The sequence below is a fragment of the Streptomyces sp. CB02400 genome (assembly GCF_001905725.1).
GTDB lineage: Bacteria > Actinomycetota > Actinomycetes > Streptomycetales > Streptomycetaceae > Streptomyces > Streptomyces atrovirens.
Window position 1 is genome coordinate 1204878 of the sequence record NZ_LIWB01000001.1, and the last position, 19003, is coordinate 1223880.

Annotated in this window: 16 protein-coding genes; 4 read left to right on the forward strand and 12 right to left on the reverse strand. The window is 72.5% G+C overall.

Annotated elements, in window-relative coordinates:
* Positions 1-249 precede the first annotated feature (249 nt).
* Entirely contained in the window at positions 250-918 is a 669-nt protein-coding gene (locus AMK33_RS05045) for a TetR/AcrR family transcriptional regulator (RefSeq protein WP_073931429.1), read from the reverse strand.
* Between the two features lie 146 nt (positions 919-1064).
* Between AMK33_RS05045 and AMK33_RS05050 the strand changes: the two genes are divergently transcribed.
* Together AMK33_RS05050 and AMK33_RS05055 are read left to right on the forward strand one after the other, a co-directional pair.
* Complete coding sequence (locus AMK33_RS05050; RefSeq protein WP_107425010.1) at positions 1065-1952, forward strand: shikimate dehydrogenase; 888 nt, start codon at positions 1065-1067, stop codon at positions 1950-1952.
* 51 nt (positions 1953-2003) lie between these two features.
* Positions 2004-3800, forward strand: coding sequence for a bifunctional sugar phosphate isomerase/epimerase/4-hydroxyphenylpyruvate dioxygenase family protein (locus AMK33_RS05055; protein WP_073931431.1), 1797 nt, complete (start codon positions 2004-2006; stop codon positions 3798-3800).
* Positions 3801-3852: 52 nt separating this feature from the next.
* Here the strand turns inward: AMK33_RS05055 and AMK33_RS05060 are convergent, their stop codons facing one another.
* From AMK33_RS05060 to AMK33_RS05105, 11 genes are all read right to left on the reverse strand, one after another.
* Complete coding sequence (locus AMK33_RS05060) at positions 3853-4437, reverse strand: histidine phosphatase family protein (RefSeq protein ID WP_073931432.1); 585 nt, start codon at positions 4435-4437, stop codon at positions 3853-3855.
* 5 nt (positions 4438-4442) lie between these two features.
* A complete protein-coding gene (gene gnd, locus AMK33_RS05065) occupies positions 4443-5327 on the reverse strand; it encodes a phosphogluconate dehydrogenase (NAD(+)-dependent, decarboxylating) (RefSeq protein ID WP_073931433.1) in 885 nt (294 codons plus the stop codon).
* 6 nt (positions 5328-5333) lie between these two features.
* The gene (gene pgi, locus AMK33_RS05070; RefSeq protein WP_073931434.1) at positions 5334-6980 is read right to left on the reverse strand and encodes a glucose-6-phosphate isomerase; all 1647 of its coding nucleotides are present in this window, start codon (positions 6978-6980) and stop codon (positions 5334-5336) included.
* Positions 6973-7908 (reverse strand): glucose-6-phosphate dehydrogenase assembly protein OpcA, encoded by a 936-nt coding sequence (gene opcA, locus AMK33_RS05075; protein ID WP_073931435.1) that lies wholly within the window; start codon positions 7906-7908, stop codon positions 6973-6975. Before opcA ends, pgi begins: the two co-directional genes overlap by 8 nt.
* Positions 7905-9527 (reverse strand): glucose-6-phosphate dehydrogenase, encoded by a 1623-nt coding sequence (gene zwf, locus AMK33_RS05080; RefSeq protein ID WP_073931436.1) that lies wholly within the window; start codon positions 9525-9527, stop codon positions 7905-7907. Before zwf ends, opcA begins: the two co-directional genes overlap by 4 nt.
* The gene (locus AMK33_RS42110) at positions 9524-9703 is read right to left on the reverse strand and encodes a hypothetical protein (protein ID WP_143203807.1); all 180 of its coding nucleotides are present in this window, start codon (positions 9701-9703) and stop codon (positions 9524-9526) included. The genes zwf and AMK33_RS42110 overlap by 4 nt, the downstream gene beginning before the upstream one ends.
* Before the next feature lie 368 nt (positions 9704-10071).
* A complete protein-coding gene (locus AMK33_RS05085) occupies positions 10072-11490 on the reverse strand; it encodes a glycoside hydrolase family 16 protein (protein WP_073931437.1) in 1419 nt (472 codons plus the stop codon).
* A gap of 462 nt (positions 11491-11952) precedes the next feature.
* Positions 11953-14061, reverse strand: a complete 2109-nt coding sequence (locus tag AMK33_RS05090) for an MMPL family transporter (RefSeq protein ID WP_073931438.1) — start codon at positions 14059-14061, stop codon at positions 11953-11955.
* Between the two features lie 128 nt (positions 14062-14189).
* Positions 14190-14861, reverse strand: a complete 672-nt coding sequence (locus AMK33_RS05095; protein ID WP_073931439.1) for a response regulator — start codon at positions 14859-14861, stop codon at positions 14190-14192.
* Positions 14858-16054, reverse strand: a complete 1197-nt coding sequence (locus tag AMK33_RS05100; RefSeq protein ID WP_073931440.1) for a sensor histidine kinase — start codon at positions 16052-16054, stop codon at positions 14858-14860. The genes AMK33_RS05095 and AMK33_RS05100 overlap by 4 nt, the downstream gene beginning before the upstream one ends.
* A 527-nt stretch (positions 16055-16581) precedes the next feature.
* Positions 16582-17352 carry an IclR family transcriptional regulator gene (locus AMK33_RS05105; protein WP_073931441.1) on the reverse strand — a complete coding sequence of 257 codons (771 nt, stop codon included), beginning with the start codon at positions 17350-17352 and terminating at the stop codon, positions 16582-16584.
* 101 nt (positions 17353-17453) lie between these two features.
* Here AMK33_RS05105 and AMK33_RS05110 point away from each other — a divergent pair, with 101 nt between their 5' ends.
* Together AMK33_RS05110 and AMK33_RS45135 are read left to right on the forward strand one after the other, a co-directional pair.
* Entirely contained in the window at positions 17454-18791 is a 1338-nt protein-coding gene (locus AMK33_RS05110; RefSeq protein WP_073931442.1) for a 6-phospho-beta-glucosidase, read from the forward strand.
* A 111-nt stretch (positions 18792-18902) separates the two neighbouring features.
* On the forward strand, positions 18903-19003 hold a 101-nt coding region (locus tag AMK33_RS45135; RefSeq protein ID WP_443030904.1), incomplete at its 3' end, for a transposase domain-containing protein.

Here is a 19003-nt window from a genome sequence, read left to right on the forward strand (position 1 = left end):
GGAGGACGAGCGGAGGGGAGTTGCCGATGTGCTAATTAACCCACTGGGTAGTTAGTAGCGGCTGGGTAGGGATGCTGCGCCCGGCCGCCCGCACTGTCAAGGGGTCGCGTCGTACGGACTCAGGCCCGGTGGCCCCGGCCCGGTTGCCCTGGGCCGGTAGCACCGGTCCGAAGTCCGGAGTCACCGGACCGCGGTGCCCGGGGTCACCGGACCGCGGTGCCCGGGGTCACCGGACCGCGGTGCCCGGGGCTACCGGTCCGCCGCGCGCTCCGCCGTCAGATAGGCGATCACCATGTCGCCCAGCATCGCCCGGTAGTGCTCGCGCCGGCCCGGGTCCACCAGGTCGCGGCCGAACAGCGCGCCGAAGGTGTGCCGGTTGGACACCCGGAAGAAGCAGAAGGAACTGATCATCGCGTGCAGGTCCACGGCGTCGACGTCGGCCGTGAACAGCCCCGACTCCTGTCCGGCCGCCAGGATCCGGCGGATCACGTCCAGCGCGGGCGAGCCCATCCGGCCCAGTTCCTCGGAGGCCGCGATGTGCTCCGCGCCGTGGATGTTCTCGATGCCGACCAGGCGGATGAAGTCCGGGTGCCGCTCATGGTGGTCGAACGTCAGCTCCGCCAGCCGCCGGATGGCCGCCACCGGGTCCAGGTGGTCCACGTCGAGCTGCTGCTCGGCCTCGCGGATCACGCCGTACGCCCGCTCCAGCACGGCCGTGAACAGCTGCTCCTTGCCGCCGAAGTAGTAGTAGATCATCCGCTTGGTGGTGCGGGTGCGGGCGGCGATCTCGTCGACGCGGGCCCCGTCGTAGCCGGCCCGGGAGAACTCCCGCGTCGCCACGTCGAGGATCTCGGCCCTGGTGCGGGCGGCGTCACGGATGCGCTCGCCGGGCCGTGCCGGTTCTTCGACGCTGGTCATCGGGTCCCTTCGGGCCGGGGGTGCGGTGCCGGTGATTCTAGAAGCAGCCCCTCGTCCGGCCCGGCGGGTCTTCCCGCGGGCCCGGAACGGCTGATATAGCTAACGTACTGGTTCGTACATTAGTGAGCCGCCTCTGGAGGTCCGCGGTGCTCAAGGACTCGTATCTCGTCGGGCTGATCGGCTCCGGCATCGGCCCCTCGCTCAGCCCCGCGCTGCACGAGCGGGAAGCCGGCCGGCAGGGCCTGCGCTGTCTGTACCGGCTCCTCGACCTCGACACGATCGGTGTCCCGCCCGAGGCGGTGGGCGAGCTGCTGCGCGCCGCCCGGCTGCTCGGTTTCGACGGGCTCAACATCACCCACCCGTGCAAGCGCCTCGTCGTCGAGCACCTGGACGCCCTCGATCCGCGGGCCGAGGCGCTCGGCGCGGTCAACACCGTCGTGTTCGAGGGCGGGCGCGCCGTCGGCCACAACACGGACGTCACCGGCTTCGCCGCCGCCTTCGCCCGCGGTCTGCCCGACGCCCCGCTGGAACGGGTCGTGCAGCTCGGCGCGGGCGGCGCCGGCGCGGCCGTCGCGCACGCCACGCTCACCCTCGGCGCCGAGCGGGTCACCGTCGTCGACGCGCTGCCCGAGCGGGCCGCCGACCTGGCCGCCGCGCTGAACCGGAACTTCGGACCGGGCCGCGCCGCCGCCGCGCCCCCGGGCCGGCTGCCGGAGCTGCTCGGCGCCGCCGACGGCCACGGCGGACTCGTGCACGCCACCCCCACCGGCATGGCCGCCCACCCCGGCCTGCCCCTGCCGGCCGGACTGCTGCACCCCGGACTGTGGGTCGCCGAGGTCGTCTACCGCCCGCTGGAGACCGAGCTGCTGCGCACCGCCCGCGCGGCCGGCTGCGCCACCCTCGACGGCGGCGGCATGGCCGCCTTCCAGGCCGCCGACGCGTTCCGCCTGTTCACCGGCCGGGAACCCGACAGCACGCGGATGCTCGCGGACCTCACCGAGCTGACCGGCGGCGCCGTCGGGGCGCCGAAGTAGACCGAGAAGCCCGAGAGACCGAGAAGCCCCACGGAAGCAAGAGGTACCGACGTGCGTACGTCCATCGCCACCGTCTCCCTCAGCGGCTCCCTCACCGAGAAGCTCACGGCCGCGGCACGGGCCGGCTTCGACGGCGTGGAGATCTTCGAGAACGACCTGCTCACCGCGCCGCTCACCCCCGAGGAGATCCGCGCCCGCTGCGCCGACCTCGGCCTGGGCATCGACCTCTACCAGCCGCTGCGGGACATCGAGGCCGTGCCCGCGGGCCTCTTCGCCCGCAATCTGCGCCGCGCCCGGCACAAGTTCGAACTGATGCGCAGGCTGGGCGCCGACACCGTCCTCGTCTGCTCCAGCGTCGACCCGTCCGCCGTCGACGACGACGCCCTCGCCGCGCGGCAGCTGAGCGACCTGGCCGACCTGGCGGACGACTTCGGCATCCGGGTGGCGTACGAGGCGCTGGCCTGGGGGCGGCACGTCAGTACGTACGACCATGCCTGGCGCATCGTCGAGGCGGCCGGGCATCCCGCGCTCGGGACCTGTCTGGACAGCTTCCACATCCTCTCGCGCGGCAGCGACCCCGAGGGCATCGAGGACATCCCCGGCGAGAAGATCTTCTTCCTCCAGCTCGCCGACGCCCCGCTGCCCGCGATGGACGTGCTGCAGTGGAGCCGCCACCACCGCTGCTTCCCCGGCCAGGGCGGCTTCGACGTCGCCGGACTGGTCCGGCACGTGCTGCGCACCGGCTACGCCGGGCCGCTCTCCCTGGAGGTCTTCAACGACGTCGTCCGGCAGGCCGAGGCCGGACCGACCGCCGTGGACGCCCGCCGCTCCCTGCTGATGCTCCAGGAGGAGGTGGGCGCGGCCGAACTCCCGGCCCCCGTCGTCCCCACCGGGTTCGCCTTCGCCGAACTCGTCACGCCCGACGCGGACCCCCTCGCGGGGCTGCTCGACGCGCTGGGCTTCGCCCGCACCGCCCGGCACCGCAGCAAACCCGTCGACCTGTGGCAGCAGGGCGAGGCCCGGATCCTCGTCAACACCGGGGCGGCCGTACGCCGTGACGGCACCCGGCTCGCGGCCGTCGGCCTCGAGTCACCCGACGCCGCCGGTGCCGCCCGCCGCGCCGAGGCCCTGCTGGCGCCCGTACTGCCGCGCCTCCGCGCCCCCGAGGACGCCCCGCTCGACGCGGTGGCCGCGCCCGACGGCACGGAACTGTTCTTCTGCGACACCCGGCCGCCCTCCGGCGGCGACTGGCGGTCCGACTTTGCGGACGTGGAGCACGCCCCCGCCGCCACGGCCGTACGGCACATCGACCATCTCGCCCTCACCCAGCCCTGGCACCACTTCGACGAGGCGGCCCTCTTCCACCGCAGCGTGCTCGGGCTGCGCGCCGACGAGAGCGTGGACCTCGCCGACCCCTACGGCCTGCAGCGCAGCCGCGCGGTCGGCACCGCCGACGGCGGTGTCCGCATCGCCCTCGGTGTCGGTGCCGCGCCCACGGACGACACCGTGCACGCCCAGCACATCGCGCTCGCCACCGACGACGTGGTCGCCGCGGCCCGCCGCTTCCGTGCCGCGGGAGGCCGGCTGCTGCCCATCCCGGCGAACTACTACGACGACCTCGCCGCCCGCCACGAGTTCGCCGACGGCGAGCTGGAGACCTACCGCGACCTCGGCATCCTCTACGACGCCGACGAGCACGGCACCCTGCGCCACTGCTACACCCTCACCGTCGGCCGAGTCTTCTTCGAACTCCTCCAGCGCGACGGCGCCCACCGCGGCTACGGCGCCCGCAACGCCCCGGTCCGCCTGGCCGCCCAGCACGCGGCACAGACACGCGCGGGCGGCTGAGCGCCCGGGTCCGCGCCGGGCCGTCGCCCTGCCGGAGGGGCCGGCTCATGGGTCACGGCCGCGTGTTCCACTCCGCGATCACCGGGCTGTCGTGCTCCAGCGACAGGCGGCTCAGGGTGCCCGTCTCCAGGCGGAACAGGCGTCCGGCGGACGGCGGCAGGCCCAGGCGGCGGGCCGTCAGGACGCGGAGCAGGTGGCCGTGCGCCACCAGCATCACGTCCCCCTCCTCCAGCGCCCCGGCCACCCGGGACAGCACCCGGTCCGCGCGCTCGCCGACCTGCTCCGGGGACTCGCCGGGGAACTCCCGGCCGGGCGGCACCCCGTCGGTCCACAGGTCCCAGCCGGGCCGGGTGCGGTGGATCTCCGCGGTGGTGATCCCCTCGTAGCCGCCGTAGTCCCACTCCCGCAGGTCCGGCTCCTCCACCGCCCCGGTCAGGCCCGCCAGCTCGGCGGTGTGCCGGGCACGGACCAGCGGACTGGTGAGGACCAGCCCGAAGGTCCGCCCCGCCAGCAGCGGCGCGAGGGACTTGGCCTGGGCCTCACCGGCCGGTGTCAGCGGGAGATCGGTCCGGCCGGTGTGCCGGCCCGCCCTGCTCCACTCCGTCTCGCCGTGCCGCGCCAGCAGCAGATCCCCCACGGCCGTTACGCCTTCTCCGCCGACTCGACGGCGTGGCCGCCGAACTGCTTGCGCAGCGCCGCGACCATCTTCATCTGCGGCGAGTCCTCCTGACGCGAGGTGAACCGCGAGAACAGCGACGCGGTGATCGCGGGCAGCGGTACGGCGTTGTCGATGGCCGCCTCCACGGTCCAGCGGCCCTCGCCCGAGTCCTCGGCGTATCCGCGCAGCCGCTCCAGGTGCTGGTCCTCGTCGAGGGCGTTGACCGCGAGGTCGAGCAGCCAGGAACGGATGACGGTGCCCTCCTGCCAGGAGCGGAACACCTCCCGGACGTTGTCCACCGAGTCGACCTTCTCCAGGAGCTCCCAGCCCTCGGCGTAGGCCTGCATCATGGCGTACTCGATGCCGTTGTGGACCATCTTCGCGAAGTGCCCGGCGCCGACCCTGCCCGCGTGGACGTAACCGTACGGACCGTCCGGCTTGAGCGCGTCGAAGATCGGCTTCAGCCGCTCCACGTGCTCCTCGTCGCCGCCGACCATCAGGGCGTACCCGTTCTTCAGGCCCCACACCCCGCCCGAGACGCCCGCGTCGACGAAGCCGATGCCCCGGGCGCCCAGCTCCTTGGCGTGCTTCTCGTCGTCCGTCCAGCGGGAGTTGCCGCCGTCGACGACCGTGTCGCCGGGCCTGAGCAGGCTCCCCAGTTGGTCGACGACGTGCTGGGTGACGGCGCCGGCCGGCACCATCACCCACACCGCGCGCGGCCTCTCCAGCCGGTTGACGAGGTCGGACAGGTGGTCGACGTCGGAGAGCTCGGGATTGGTGTCGTACCCGATGACGGTGTGGCCGGCGTTGCGGAGGCGCTCGCGCATGTTGCCGCCCATCTTGCCAAGCCCAACAAGACCGATCTGCATGTCAGTTCACTTCCTGCGTTCGCGGTAGGCGGCCACCAGGGCGGCCGTGGACGGGTCGAGGCCGGGGACGTCCGCGCCTTCGGTGAGGGCGGGCTCGACGCGCTTGGCGAGGACCTTGCCGAGTTCGACGCCCCACTGGTCGAAGGAGTCGATGTCCCAGACGGCGCCCTGGACGAACACCTTGTGCTCGTACAGCGCGATGAGCTGGCCGAGCACCGAGGGGGTCAGTTCGGTGGCCAGGATCGTGGTGGTGGGGTGGTTGCCCCGGAAGGTGCGGTGCGGCACCTGCTCCTCGGGCACGCCCTCCGCCCGCACCTCCTCGGCGGTCTTGCCGAACGCGAGGGCCTGGCCCTGCGCGAACAGGTTGGCCATCAGCAGGTCGTGCTGCGCCTCGAGCTCGTCGCTCAGCTCGGCGACCGGGCGGGCGAAGCCGATCAGGTCGGCCGGAATGAGCTTCGTCCCCTGGTGGATCAACTGGTAGTAGGCGTGCTGCCCGTTGGTGCCGGGCGTGCCCCACACCACCGGCCCCGTCTGCCAGACGACGGGACGGCCCCGGCGGTCCACCGACTTGCCGTTGGACTCCATGTCGAGCTGCTGGAGGTAGGCGGTGAACTTCGACAGGTAGTGCGAGTACGGCAGCACCGCGTGCGACTGGGCGTCGAGGAAGTTGTTGTACCAGATGCCCAACAGGCCCATCAGCAGCGGGGCGTTGGCCTCCGCGGGGGCGTTGACGAAGTGCTCGTCAACGATCCGGAACCCGTCGAGCATCTCCCGGAAGCGGTCCGGGCCGATGGCGATCATCAGCGACAGGCCGATCGCCGAGTCGTAGGAGTAGCGCCCGCCGACCCAGTCCCAGAACTCGAACATGTTCGCCGTGTCGATGCCGAAGTCCGTGACCTTCTCGGCGTTGGTCGACAGCGCGACGAAGTGCCGGGCGACCGCCTTCTCGTCGCCTCCCAGACCCTTGAGCAGCCAGGTGCGCGCGGAGGTGGCGTTGGTGATCGTCTCGATCGTGGTGAAGGTCTTGGACGCGACGATGAACAGCGTCTCCGCCGGGTCCAGGTCGCGTACCGCCTCGTGCAGGTCGGCGCCGTCCACGTTCGACACGAACCGGAAGGACAGCGAGCGGTCGCTGTAGGCGCGCAGCGCCTCGTACGCCATCGCCGGGCCGAGGTCGGAGCCGCCGATGCCGATGTTGACGACGTTGCGGATGCGCTTGCCGGTGTGGCCCGTCCACTCCCCGGAGCGGACGCGGCCGGCGAAGTCGGCCATCTTGTCGAGGACGGCGTGCACGGCCGGGACGACGTTCTCCCCGTCGACCTCGAGCACCGCGTCCCGCGGGGCGCGCAGGGCGGTGTGCAGCACGGCCCGGTCCTCGGTGACGTTGATCCGCTCACCGCGGAACATGGCGTCGCGCAGCCCGAACACATCGGTGGCCTCGGCCAGTTCGCGCAGCAGGGCGAGCGTATCGTCGTTGACCAGGTGCTTGGAGTAGTCGATGCGCAGATCGCCCACGTGTACGACGTACCGCTGCGCGCGGGACGGGTCGGCGTCGAACAGTTCGCGCAGGTCCGGCTGCGGCAGCGCGTCCGCACGGTGGTTGACCAGGGCGGCCCACTCGGGGCGCCGGGTCGGCTCGGGGACGTCAGACATGGGCGGGGACCTCCTCGGTGGCCTCGCCGCGCAGGGCGACGGCGTACATCTCGTCCGCGTCGAGGCGCCTGAGCTCCTCGGCGATGAGTTCGGAGGTGGGACGGACCTTCAGCGCCAGCCGGCGCGGGGGCTGGTCCGGCAGGGTCAGCGTGGCCAGCGGGCCCTCGGGGCGGTCGATGACGACCTCGCCGTCCGCGGTGCCGAGGCGGACCGCCGTGACGACGGGCCCCGCGCTCACCACCCGGTCGACGGCCACCCGCAGCCGCGCCTGAAGCCAGCGCGCCAGCAGCTCGGCGGCCGGGTTGTCGGCCTCGGCCTCCACGGTCGCCGAGGTCACCGTCGCCCGCGCCTGGTCCAGCGCCGCCGCCAGCATGGAGCGCCACAGCGTCAGCCTGGTCCAGGCGAGGTCGGTGTCGCCGGGCGCGTAGGTGCGCCGCCGGGCCTCCAGCACCTCCATGGGGTTCTCGGCCGTGTACAGGTCGGTGATCCTGCGCTGTCCCAGCGCGCCCAGCGGGTCCTTCGCCGGGTTCTCGGGCGCGTCCGCCGGCCACCACACCACCACCGGAGCGTCCGGCAGCAGCAGCGGCAGCACCACCGAGTCGGCGTGGTCGGACACCTCGCCGTACGTCCGCAGCACCACCGTCTCGCCGGTGCCGGCCTCCGAGCCGACCCGGACCTCGGCGTCCAGCCGGGGGTGGGTGCGCTCGCGCGGGTTGCGGGTGTGCCGCTTGATCACGACCAGGGTGCGCGAGGGGTGCTCGTGCGAGGCCTCCTCGGCCGCCTTGATCGAGTCGTAGGCGTTCTCCTCGTCCGTGACGATCACCATCGTCAGGACCATGCCCACGGCCGGTGTGCCGATGGCGCGGCGGCCCTGCACCAGCGCCTTGTTGACCTTGCTTGCCGTGGTGTCGGTCAGGTCGATCTTCATGGCCTGCGCCAGCTCCGTCCGTCTCGTGCGAGCATCTCGTCGGCTTCCGCGGGTCCCCAGCTGCCCGAGGTGTACCGCGCCGGCCGGCCGTGCGACGCCCAGTACTCCTCGATCGGGTCGAGGATCCTCCAGGACTCTTCCACTTCCTGGTGACGGGGGAACAGGTTGGCGTCCCCCAGCAGGACGTCCAGGATGAGCCGCTCGTACGCCTCCGGGCTGGACTCGGTGAACGACTCGCCGTACGCGAAGTCCATGGTCACGTCCCGCAGCTCCATCGAGGTCCCCGGCACCTTGGAGCCGAACCGGACCGTCATGCCCTCGTCCGGCTGGACCCGGATGACGACCGCGTTCTGCCCCAGTTCCTCGGTGGCGGTGGAGTCGAAGGGGGAGTGCGGCGCCCGCTGGAACACCACCGCGATCTCGGTGACCCGGCGGCCGAGCCGCTTGCCGGTGCGCAGGTAGAAGGGGACGCCCGCCCAGCGGCGGTTGTCCACGCCGAGCTTGATCGCGGCGTAGGTGTCGGTCTTCGAGGAGGGGTCGATGCCCTCCTCCTCCAGATAACCGCGCACCTTCGCGCCGCCCTGCCAGGCACCCTCGTACTGTCCGCGCACCGTGTGCCGGCCCAGGTCGTCCGGGACCTTCACGGCCCGGAACACCTTCAGCTTTTCGGTCAGCAGCGAGGCCGCGTCGAAGGAGGCCGGCTCCTCCATCGCGGTGAGCGCCATGAGCTGGAGGAGGTGGTTCTGGATGACGTCACGGGCGGCGCCGATGCCGTCGTAGTAGCCCGCGCGCCCGCCGATGCCGATGTCCTCGGCCATGGTGATCTGCACATGGTCCACGAAGGACCGGTTCCAGATCGGTTCGAACATCTGGTTGGCGAAGCGCAGCGCCAGGATGTTCTGGACGGTCTCCTTGCCGAGGTAGTGGTCGATCCGGAAGACCTGCTCCGGGTCGAACACCTCGTGCACGATCGCGTTCAGGTCCTGTGCCGACTTCAGGTCGTGTCCGAACGGCTTCTCGATCACCGCGCGCCGCCAGGACCCCTCGGGGGCGTCGGTCAGCCCGTGCTTCTTCAGCTGCTGGACGACCTTCGGGAAGAACCTCGGCGGTACGGAGAGGTAGAAGGCGTAGTTGCCGCTGGTGCCCCGATGGGCGTCCAGCTCGTCCACGGCCTTGCGCAGCTGGTCGAACGCGTGGTCGTCGTCGAAGTCGCCCGGGATGAACCGCATGCCCTCGGCGAGCTGCTGCCAGACCTCCTCGCGGAACGGGGTGCGCGCGTGCTCCTTGACGGCGTCGTGCACGACCTGGGCGAAGTCCTGGTCCTCCCAGTCCCGGCGGGCGAACCCGAGCAGCGAGAAGCCCGGCGGCAGCAGGCCCCGGTTGGCGAGGTCGTACACGGCCGGCATCAGCTTCCTGCGGGACAGGTCGCCGGTCACCCCGAAGATGACCAGGCCGGAGGGGCCCGCCACCCGGGGCAGCCGCCGGTCCCGCGGGTCGCGCAGCGGGTTGGCCCAGTCGGCCGGGGGCGCGGGGAGGGCCACGAGGGTCTCCTCCTGTTCCTCCTGTTCTTCTTGTTCCTCCGGGGCGTCCGTCGTCGGTTCGGTCGTCTCGTCGGTCATTCCGCGTCAGCTCCCTTGCTGTCGAGCGACTTCGTCACCGCGTCGAGCAGCGCCTGCCAGGCGTCCTCGGACTTCGCGACGCCCTCGTTGTCCAGGGTGTCCTCGTCCGCCGGGTCCTTCACCCCGGCGGACGCCCGGCGCTCACCGGAGAGGACCCTCACGGCTGTTTCACTCACAGTGCTCATCTTCTTTCTCGCGGTCACGTCAACCGTGCGCGGCGGTCGGTGATTCCCTGGCGGTCACGTTGCCGGGGTGACGCCGTACGAGGCGGGTGGCACGCCGCATCACTTCAAGAAGTCCTCGGTTTAGGCAACATCGATGCCGTCATGCGTTCAAGTTTAAAAGTATGATCTTTTTGATGGCGGGTCCCCTCCCGGTCGGCGGGGCGCCCTCGGTGTCGGCGGCCCCCCACTCCTCGCGCGGCGCCGGGTACCGCGGAACCGCCATGACCATGCGGTCTCTGGCCGGGGCATGCGAAAGAGGGCCCCACGCGCGCGGGGCCCTCTTTCGTTCCCGGCCGGGGAGGGCCGGTGTGGGGGTGGGATCAGTGGCCGAAGGTGAACCAGTTGACGTTCACGAAGTCCGACGGCTGGCCGCTGGTGAAGGTCAGATAGACGTCGTGGGTGCCCGTCACGTTGCTGATGTTCGCCGGGATCGTCCGCCAGGACTGCCAGCCGCCCGTGTTGCCCACCGCGAAACTGCCGATGGGCGCGTTGCTCCGGCTGTCCAGTCGCACCTCGACCAGTCCGCTGATGCCGGCGCCGGCACCGCTCGCCACCCGCGCGGAGAACTGCCGGGCCGGGTCCGAACCGAAGGTGACCCCCTTGAACTGCAGCCAGTCACCGCCTGCCAGCGCGCCCACGTTCTGGCCGCCGCCGGAGTCCGAGGTGTTCTCCGTCATCACGCCGCCCTGGCCGTCGTAGGACTCGGCCTGGATGGTTCCGTAGGCGTCGCGGCTGCCGGGGGTGCCGGGGTCGGGGTCACCCGGGTCTTCTCCGCCACCGGAGGTCAGCACCTGCACGTAGTCGACGAGCATCGAGTGCCCGGGCTGGGTGCCCGCGTCCGGGCCGCCGCCGAAGGCGTCGGGGAAGCCGCCGCCCATCGCCACGTTCAGGATGATGAAGTAACCGTGGTTCGTCGCGTTCGTCCAGGTCGTCGCGTCGACCTGGTTCTCCCGCACGGTGTGGAAGTTGTTGCCGTCGAGGTAGAAGCGGATCTCCTCCACGCTCGTCGAGCGGTCCCACTCCATCCGGTACGTGTGGAAGCCGGCCTGACAGGTCGTGCCCTGGCAGGTGGTCGAACCGCCGATGCCGCTGGTCTCGTTGCACGGGCCGCCCGGTGAGGTGCCGCAGTGCATCGTGGCGAACACGGTGTTGTTGCCCTGTGTGTTCTCCATGATGTCCAGCTCGCCGACGGCGGGCCAGTTCCAGTAGTTGCCCCGGTAGGGGGAGCCCAGCATCCAGAACGCCGGCCAGTAGCCCTTGGCGGCGGCACCGGTGACGTTCGGCACCTGGATGCGGCCCTCGACGCGGAGCTTGCCGCCGGCCGGGGGCTGGAAGTCGGTGCGCCTGGTCTCGATGCGGCCGGAGGTCCAGTTGCCGGAGGCGTCGCGGCGCGGGGTGATGCGCAGGTTGCCGTTGCCGTCGAGGGAGACGTTGTCCGCGTTGGACGTCATCGTCTCGATCTCACCGGTGCCCCAGTTGGCGGGGCCGCCCGGATAGCCCTTGCCGGTCGCGTACTGCCAGTCGGAGGTGTCGACACCGCTGCCCGCGGAACCGTTGAAGTCGTCGGCGAAGATCTGGGTCCAGCCCGACGGCGGAGGTGGCACGGACGCGCTCGCGGACGGACCGGCCGCGGTCGCGGCGCCCGCCGCGAGGGCGAGCGTGCTGACGACGGCGAGGACCGCCCGCCGCAGCGGGCGGGGTCTGCGGAGCGTGCGGGGGATGCCGGAGGTGTCACTCATGTGGGGATGCCCTCTCGGGTTCGGATGCCTGTGGCTTGAGAGCGCTCTCAAAGTGACGCCAATGTGCTCTGCGCCTCGGGCGCCGTCAAGAGGTGTAACCGGGAAAGTCCTTACGGGCGGGAAGAGTTCACGTTCCGAATTGACGCGAATCCGGGCAAGAGGATGTGTGGGCGTCGGATGGGCTCGTCGCCGGGGAGTGTCCCGGGCGACGAGCCCATCGATCCGTTCGACTGTGCGGGGGCGGGAGGGGGACGCAGGGGTGGTTGTGGGGCGGCCGCGGGTGAGTCGTGGTTGTTCGCGCAGTTCCCCGCGCCCCTCCAGGGGTGCTGCAGCCAGGGGCGCGGGGAACTGCGCGAAGGGGGTCTGGGGGCGAAGCCCCCAGGGACGGGAAGGGAAGGGGCGGAGGGCGCGAACTCCCGGCGCTCCGTCGGGTGGGCGGCGCCGGTCGGTGTGGGCGGACGCTCACACCCCCGTCGGCACCCGCGGCCGGGGCGCCTCCGCAGACTCCTCGTGGAGTCCGAAGCGCTCGTGGACCCGCCGCAACGGCGCCGGAGCCCACCAGGCGCGGCGCCCGAGGAGGGACATGGTGGCCGGCACCAGAAGCATGCGCACGACGGTCGCGTCGATGAGGACGGCCAGGGTGAGCCCCAGACCGATCTGCAGGATGGGCGAGAAACCGCCCGTCATGAACGCGGCGAAGACGACCGCCAGCAGCAGCGCCGCGCAGGTGACCACCCTGCCCGAGCGGCGCAGCCCGTCCACCACGGCCTCCGCGTCGTCACCGGTGCGCTCCCGGGCCTCCCTCATCCGGGCCAGGATGAACAGCTCGTAGTCCATGGCCAGTCCGAACGCGATCGCCACGATCAGCGGCGGCGCCGTGAGACTCAGCGCGCCCAGCCCCTCGGCGCCCAGCAACCCGGCCAGATGACCGTCCTGGAAGACCCACACCACCGCACCGAGCGCGGCGCCCAGGCTGAGCAGCGTCGTCGCGATGGTGCGCAGCGGCAGCAGCACGGAACCGGTGAACGCGAACAGCAGTACGAAGATGCCGGCCAGGACGGTCACGGCCGCCCACGGAGCCCGTTCGGCGAGCATCTCGCGGAAGTCGACCAGCCGGGCCGCGGGCCCGGTGACCTCGACCGGTTCGTCGCCGCGTACCTCCCGCACCCGCTCGACCAGTCCGGTCGCCTCCTCGCCGTCGGCCGCGCCGGGCGGCCGGATCTCCAGCACCGTGGCGCCGCCCGGCAGTTCACGGACCGCGGTGGCCGGGGACAGTGCGCGGATCCCGTCGACGGTCGCGCCGTCGGCGCCGGGCCGGACGACGACGGTGACCGGCGTGACCCCGGTGCCCGGTGGGAAGTGGCCGCCCACGATGTCGTGCAACTGCCGGGCCTCGGTGTCCGTGGGCAGCTGCCGCGCGTCCCCGAGGGCGATCTTCATCCCGGCCGCCGGCACCGCCAGGACCAGCAGCACCGGGACGGCCACGGCCAGTACGGCGATCCGGCGCCGGGCCGCGAAGCGGGCGATCCGGGCGAAGAGCCGGCCCTCCTCGTCCTCCGGCCGGTCCTTCGCCGGGGCGATCCGCCCGCCGAACCGGGTCAGCAGCGCGGGCAGCAGGGTGAGCGCGGCCAGCATGTCGATGACGACCACGGCGGCGACCGCGAGACCCATGCTGCGCAGGAACACGCTCGGGAAGACCAGCAGCCCGGTCAGGCTGACGGCCACCGTGAGCCCGGAGAACAGCACCGTCCGCCCGGCCGCCGCGACCGTGCGGTGCACCGCCTCCACGACGTCCTCGGTGTGCCGGCGCTCCTCCCGGAACCGCACCAGCATCAGCAGGGCGTAGTCCACGGCGAGCCCGAGCCCCAGCATCGTCGTCACCTGGATCGCGTACACGGAGATGTCCGTGACCTCGCTGAAGAGGAACAGAGCGAGGAACGCCCCCGCGATTCCGCTGACCGCGACGACCAGTGGCAGCAGCGCGGAGCGCAGTCCGCCGAACACCACGAGCAGCAGCGCCAGCACCACCGGCAGGGAGATCAACTCCGCGTTCTTCACGTCCTCCTGGGCCCGTTCACCGATCTGCTGCCCCAGCAGCGGGCCCCCGCTCACATGGACGTCGGGGGCGTCGATCTCCCTGATCCGCTCGGCCGCCGCGTCCAGCGTGCGCTCCTCGGCGTCGTCGTCCAGACCGCCCTCGAGCGTGACGGGGATGATCAGCGCCCGCCCGTCCTCGGCGGTCAGACCGCGCGTGGTGTACGGGTCGGGCACGGCGGCGACCCCGGCGACCGTCCGCACGTCGGCCACGGCCCGCTCGACCTCGGCGCGCAGCTCCGGGTCCGAGACGGTGGTGCCGGCCACCACGCCGGTGATCGACTCGCCCGCCGGGTCCACCCGGTCCAGGTACCGGGCGGCCGACTCCGACTCGGTTCCGGGCACTTCGGGCACGTTGTCGGAGAGCCGCGCGAACACGCCCGTCCCCAGCCCGAATCCCAGCAGCAGAAAGAGTCCCCACAGGAGCATCACGGTCAAGGAGCGGCGGGTGGCCGCCCGGGCGAGTGCGGAAAGCACGGTCCCTCCCGGCGAGTTGGTTCTCCGTCGCCTTCCAGACTCGTGCCGTGGGGCGGTGCGCCGGATCGCCCAAGGGAGCGGTTTGCGGCCCTCGCCCGTACGGGGGAGACGGCCCCCTCACTCACTCCTCAGGGGGAGCCGGGGGCGATCAGGCCCGTCTCGTACGCGCAGATCACCGCCTGCACCCGGTCCCTGAGACCGAGCTTGCTCAGCACGTTGCTCACATGGGTCTTGACGGTGTGTTCACTGACGAACAGGGTCGTCGCGATCTCCGCGTTGGACAGTCCCCGGGCCAGCAGCCGCAGCGTCTCCGCCTCGCGGGCGGTGAGCGCGTCCAGCCGCTGCGGGGTGGCGGCCTCGGCGGCGGCCCGTTCCCGGCGGCACCGCACGATGTCCGCGACCAGCCGCCGGGTCACGGCCGGGGCGAGCAGCGAGTCACCGGCCGCGACCACCCGCACCGCGTGTACGAGGTCGTCCCTGCGGACGTCCTTCAGCAGGAAGCCGCTGGCACCCGCGTACAGCGCCTCGTACACGTACTCGTCCAGGTCGAACGTGGTCAGCATGACCACCTTGCAGCCCGACTGCGCGCACACCAGGCGGGCCGCCTCCAGGCCGTCCATGACCGGCATGCGGATGTCCAGCAGCAGTACGTCCGGGGCGTGCCGGCGCACCGCGGCGACGGCCTCCTCGCCGTTCCCGGCCTCGGCGACCACCTCGATGTCGTCCTGGGCGTCGAGGATCATGCCGAAGCCGGCCCGGACCAGCTCCTGGTCGTCGGCGACGACCACCCGGATGCTCATCCGAGGGCCCCTTCCCGGTCGGCGGCCACCGGCAGGCGTACGACGACCCGGAAGCCGCCGTCCGGGCCGCTGCCGGTCTCGGCGCTGCCCCCGCAGGCGGCGGCCCGCTCCCGGATGCCGATCAGCCCGTGTCCGCCGACCGGCGTGGGGGTGCCCCGCCCGTCGTCCGTCACCGTGAGGGTCACCTGGTCCTCCGCCCAGTCCAGCTGCACCACGGCGCGGGAGGCACGGGCGTGCTTCACGGTGTTGGTGAGAGCTTCCTGGACCACACGGTAGGCGGCGACCTCGGTGTCCGAGGACAGTGGGCAGGGTACGCCCGTGGTGCGCAGTTCGGTGCGCAGCCCCGTGGAGTCCCGCACCTGGCCGACCAGCAGGGGCAGCGCCGCCAGGTTCGGCTGCGGCAGCCGCCGCGCGGCCTCGCCGTCCGGCCGCTCTTCCTTCAACACGCCGAGGATGCGCCGTAGTTGGGCCATCGCGTCCCGTCCGGTCGCCGCGATGGTGTCGAACGTGGCCTCCGCGCGCTCCGGATCCTTGCGCACCACCACGGGCCCGGCCTCCGCCTGCACCACCATCAGGCTCACGGCGTGCGCCAGGATGTCGTGCATGTCCCGGGCGATACGGGCGCGTTCCTCGGCGCGGGCCCGCGCGGTGTCCGCGGCCCGCTCCCGTTCCAGCCGGCGGGCCCGGTCCTCCAGCTCGGTGGTGTACGCGCGCTGGACCCGGGCGAGCACCCCGAGGGCGTAGGCGCAGACGAGGCCCATCAGGTGGAAGGCGTACTCGAAGGGCTCGTCGTCCGCCTGGTGCTGCATGGTCACGACGACCCCGATCACCCAGCCCGTGAGCATCATCCGGCGCTGCCAGGGTTTGCCCAGGGCGGCCAGGGTGTACAGGACGACCATCCCGCCGTACATCACGTCCGGCGGGGGAGCGTGGTACAGCGCCTGCGCCGGGGTGGCGACCGACACGGCCCATGCGGCCGTGCAGGGTGCCCGCCGCCGCCAGACCAGCGGTACGGCCGTGGCGGCACCGAGCAGCCAGCCCTGCCAGGTCAGCCGGTCGTCGCCCTCGTCGGGGAAGACCCACTGCAGGGAGACGGCGAACAGCACGAGCGCGGCGAGCGCCGTGTCGAGGGCGTACGGACTCGCCGTACGCCAGCGCACGACGACCGGCGCGAAGGCGGACCGGAGGGACATGAGCGGCTCCTCGGGGCGGGGGCCGTACCAGTATCACGAGGAACCGGGAGCCTGGTCCTCACCGGTGAGAGGGATTTCGGAGCGGCTCCGGACACGCGCGGGGCGGGACGATCCACCGCTCGGGCCGAAGGAAGGGGCGATGTCCCGGGTTCCGGCTCGCCCAACTCCCGCTCCGGGGCTGCGGAGAAACGGCGGGCGAGAGACCGCGGGGCCGGCCGGGGCAGGGCTGCGGGAATGTGAGGTGCCGGCTTCTCAGCCGCGTCCGGACATGCGCGGGGCGGGATGACCTGCTGCCCTGGCCGAGGGGAGGGACGCCGTCCCGGACTCCGGCTCGCCCGACTGCCGTCCTGAGGCTGCGGGAACGTGACGAGCTGGCTCCTCAGCCGCGTCCGTTTTCCCGGGCCCGGCTGCCGGTCCGAGGCTGTCGGTGACCCGCGGGCGGGAGTCGGGTGTCGGGCCGTGGGAGAGAAGCGGCAGGTGTCTCCGTGTGCGCCGGGGCGGCCGGGCGCCGGGCCGGGAGTGGGGAATCAGGTGTCTCCGGCGGGGGCCGGAGTGGGCGGGCGCCAGCCCAGGGCTCTGGAGATGCCGCGGGCCGCGAGGCGCAGGGCCGGGGTCAGGGTGGGGACGCGGGCGTCGGAGTGGGGGACGACGACCGACACCGCGGCGGTGACCGTGCCGTCGGGGCCGCGCACGGGCGCCGCCACCGACAGCGCGTCCGGGGTGACCTGGCGGTCGCTCACCACGACGCCCGAGCGCCGCACCTCGGCCAGTACCCGGCGCAGCGGCTCCGGTTCGGTGATCGTGTACGGGGTGAAGGAGGCGAGCGGGCCCGCGCAGTACTCCTCCTGGAAGCCGGCGTCGCTGTGCGCGAGCAGGGCGAGGCCGACCCCGGTGGCGTGCAGCGGCCAGCGGGCGCCGACCCGTATGTGCACACCGACCGACGAGCGCCCCGACAGCCACTCGGTGTAGACGACCTCGCCCCCGTCGCGCACCGCCAGCTGCACGTTCTCGTGCGTCGCCTCGTACAGGTCCTCCAGGTACGGCAGCGCGACCTGCCGCAGCGCCGGCCCGCGCGGGGCGAGCGCGGCCAGTTCCCACAGTCGCAGCCCGACGTGGTACGTCCCCGAGGCGTCCCGCTCCAGCGCGCCCCACCGGGCGAGCTCGCCCACGAGCCGGTGCGCGGTGGTCAGCGTGAGCCCGGCCCGGCGGCTGATGTCCGTCAACGTCAGCGCCGGGTGCGCGTGGTCGAAGGCCGCGAGCACGGACAGCAGACGGTCGGGCGCGGAGCGGCTGGTCATGTCCGGCTGTCCTCCAGCGGGTCGGGTCGGCGGAGCGTACCCCGGCGCGGTCGCGCCGCGAGTAGGGTCGTCCCGGTTCGTCGTGGTGGGAAGGTGCGGATGTGAAGCTGACGATTCTGGGCGGTGGGGGATTCCGCGTGCCGCTGGTGTACGGGGCACTGCTCGGGGACCGTGCCGAGGGCCGGGTGACCCGTGTCGTCCTGCACGACGTGGACGCCGGGCGGCTGCGCGCGATCGCCCGGGTGCTGGCCGAACAGGCCGCCGATGTGCCCGACGCGCCCGAGGTGACCGTCACCACCGACCTCGACGAGGCGCTGCGCGGCGCCGCGTTCGTCTTCTCCGCGATCCGCGTGGGCGGCCTCGAAGGCAGGGCGAACGACGAACGGGTCGCCCTCGCCGAGGGCGTGCTCGGCCAGGAGACGGTCGGCGCGGGCGGCATCGCCTACGGTCTGCGCACCGTCCCCGTCGCCGTCGACATCGCCCGGCGGGTGGCCCGCCTCGCCCCCGACGCCTGGGTCATCAACTTCACCAACCCCGCCGGCCTGGTCACCGAGGCCATGTCCCGCCACCTCGGCGACCGCGTCATCGGCATCTGCGACTCACCGGTCGGCCTCGGCCGCCGTGTCGCCCGGGCGCTCGGCGCGCGGCCGCGGGAGGCGTGGATCGACTACGTCGGCCTCAACCACCTCGGCTGGGTGCGCGGTCTGCGGGTCGCCGGCCGCGACGAACTCCCGCGTCTGCTCGCCGACCCCGTCCTGCTCGGCTCCTTCGAGGAGGGCAGGCTCTTCGGCACCGACTGGCTGCGGTCCCTGGGCGCGATCCCCAACGAGTACCTGCACTACTACTACTTCAACCGTGAGGCCGTACGCGCCTACCGGGAGGCGAAGCGGACGCGGGGCGCGTTCCTGCACGACCAGCAGGCACGGTTCTACGCCGGGGTGACCGGCCCCGACGTCCCCGCCCTGGACCTGTGGAACCGCACCCGCGCCGAACGCGAGGCCACCTACATGGCCGAGAACCGGGAGGCGGCCGGCGCGGGCGAACGCGAGGCCGAGGACCTGTCCGGCGGCTACGAGGACGTGGCGCTCGCCCTGATGCGGGCGATCGCCCGCGACGAACGCACCACCCTGATCCTCAACGTCCGCAACCGCGGCACCCTGTCACCCCTGGACGGGGACGCCGTCATCGAGGTCCCCTGCCTGGTGGACGCCAGTGGCGCGCACCCCGTCTCCGTCGACCCGCTGCCCGACCACGCCACCGGTCTGGTCTGCGCCGTCAAGGCCGTCGAGCGCGAGGTGCTCGCCGCCGCCCGGTCGGGCTCCCGCGCGACGGCCGTCAAGGCGTTCGCGCTGCATCCGCTCGTCGACTCCGTGAACGTGGCCCGCCGTCTCGTCGACGGCTACACCGCCGTCCACCCCGGCCTCGCCTACCTCGGCTAGGCCCAATACCGGTGACTTTGGTGGGTTCCGGTCGTTGGATGGGTTGTGCCAAGACCGGGTCAGGTGAAGCCGTCGGGGGTTGATCGGTTCTCGGATCGGATCGCGTTGGGGGTGCTGACGCGGGTGTTTCCGCCGGAGCTGATCGACGAGGTGGTCGCCGAGTGCGGCAGGGTTGAGCAGCGGACGCGGCTGCTGCCGGCACGGGTGGTGGT

Coding starts and splice junctions, on each gene's coding strand:
- AMK33_RS05095 (WP_073931439.1), bottom strand. CDS start 14,861: ATGAGCATCCGGGTGGTCGTCGCCGACGACCAGGAGCTGGTCCGGGCC.
- AMK33_RS05085 (WP_073931437.1), bottom strand. CDS start 11,490: ATGAGTGACACCTCCGGCATCCCCCGCACGCTCCGCAGACCCCGCCCG.
- opcA (WP_073931435.1), bottom strand. CDS start 7,908: ATGAAGATCGACCTGACCGACACCACGGCAAGCAAGGTCAACAAGGCG.
- gnd (WP_073931433.1), bottom strand. CDS start 5,327: ATGCAGATCGGTCTTGTTGGGCTTGGCAAGATGGGCGGCAACATGCGC.
- AMK33_RS05100 (WP_073931440.1), bottom strand. CDS start 16,054: ATGTCCCTCCGGTCCGCCTTCGCGCCGGTCGTCGTGCGCTGGCGTACG.
- AMK33_RS05105 (WP_073931441.1), bottom strand. CDS start 17,352: ATGACCAGCCGCTCCGCGCCCGACCGTCTGCTGTCCGTGCTCGCGGCC.
- AMK33_RS05045 (WP_073931429.1), bottom strand. CDS start 918: ATGACCAGCGTCGAAGAACCGGCACGGCCCGGCGAGCGCATCCGTGAC.
- pgi (WP_073931434.1), bottom strand. CDS start 6,980: ATGTCTGACGTCCCCGAGCCGACCCGGCGCCCCGAGTGGGCCGCCCTG.
- zwf (WP_073931436.1), bottom strand. CDS start 9,527: ATGACCGACGAGACGACCGAACCGACGACGGACGCCCCGGAGGAACAA.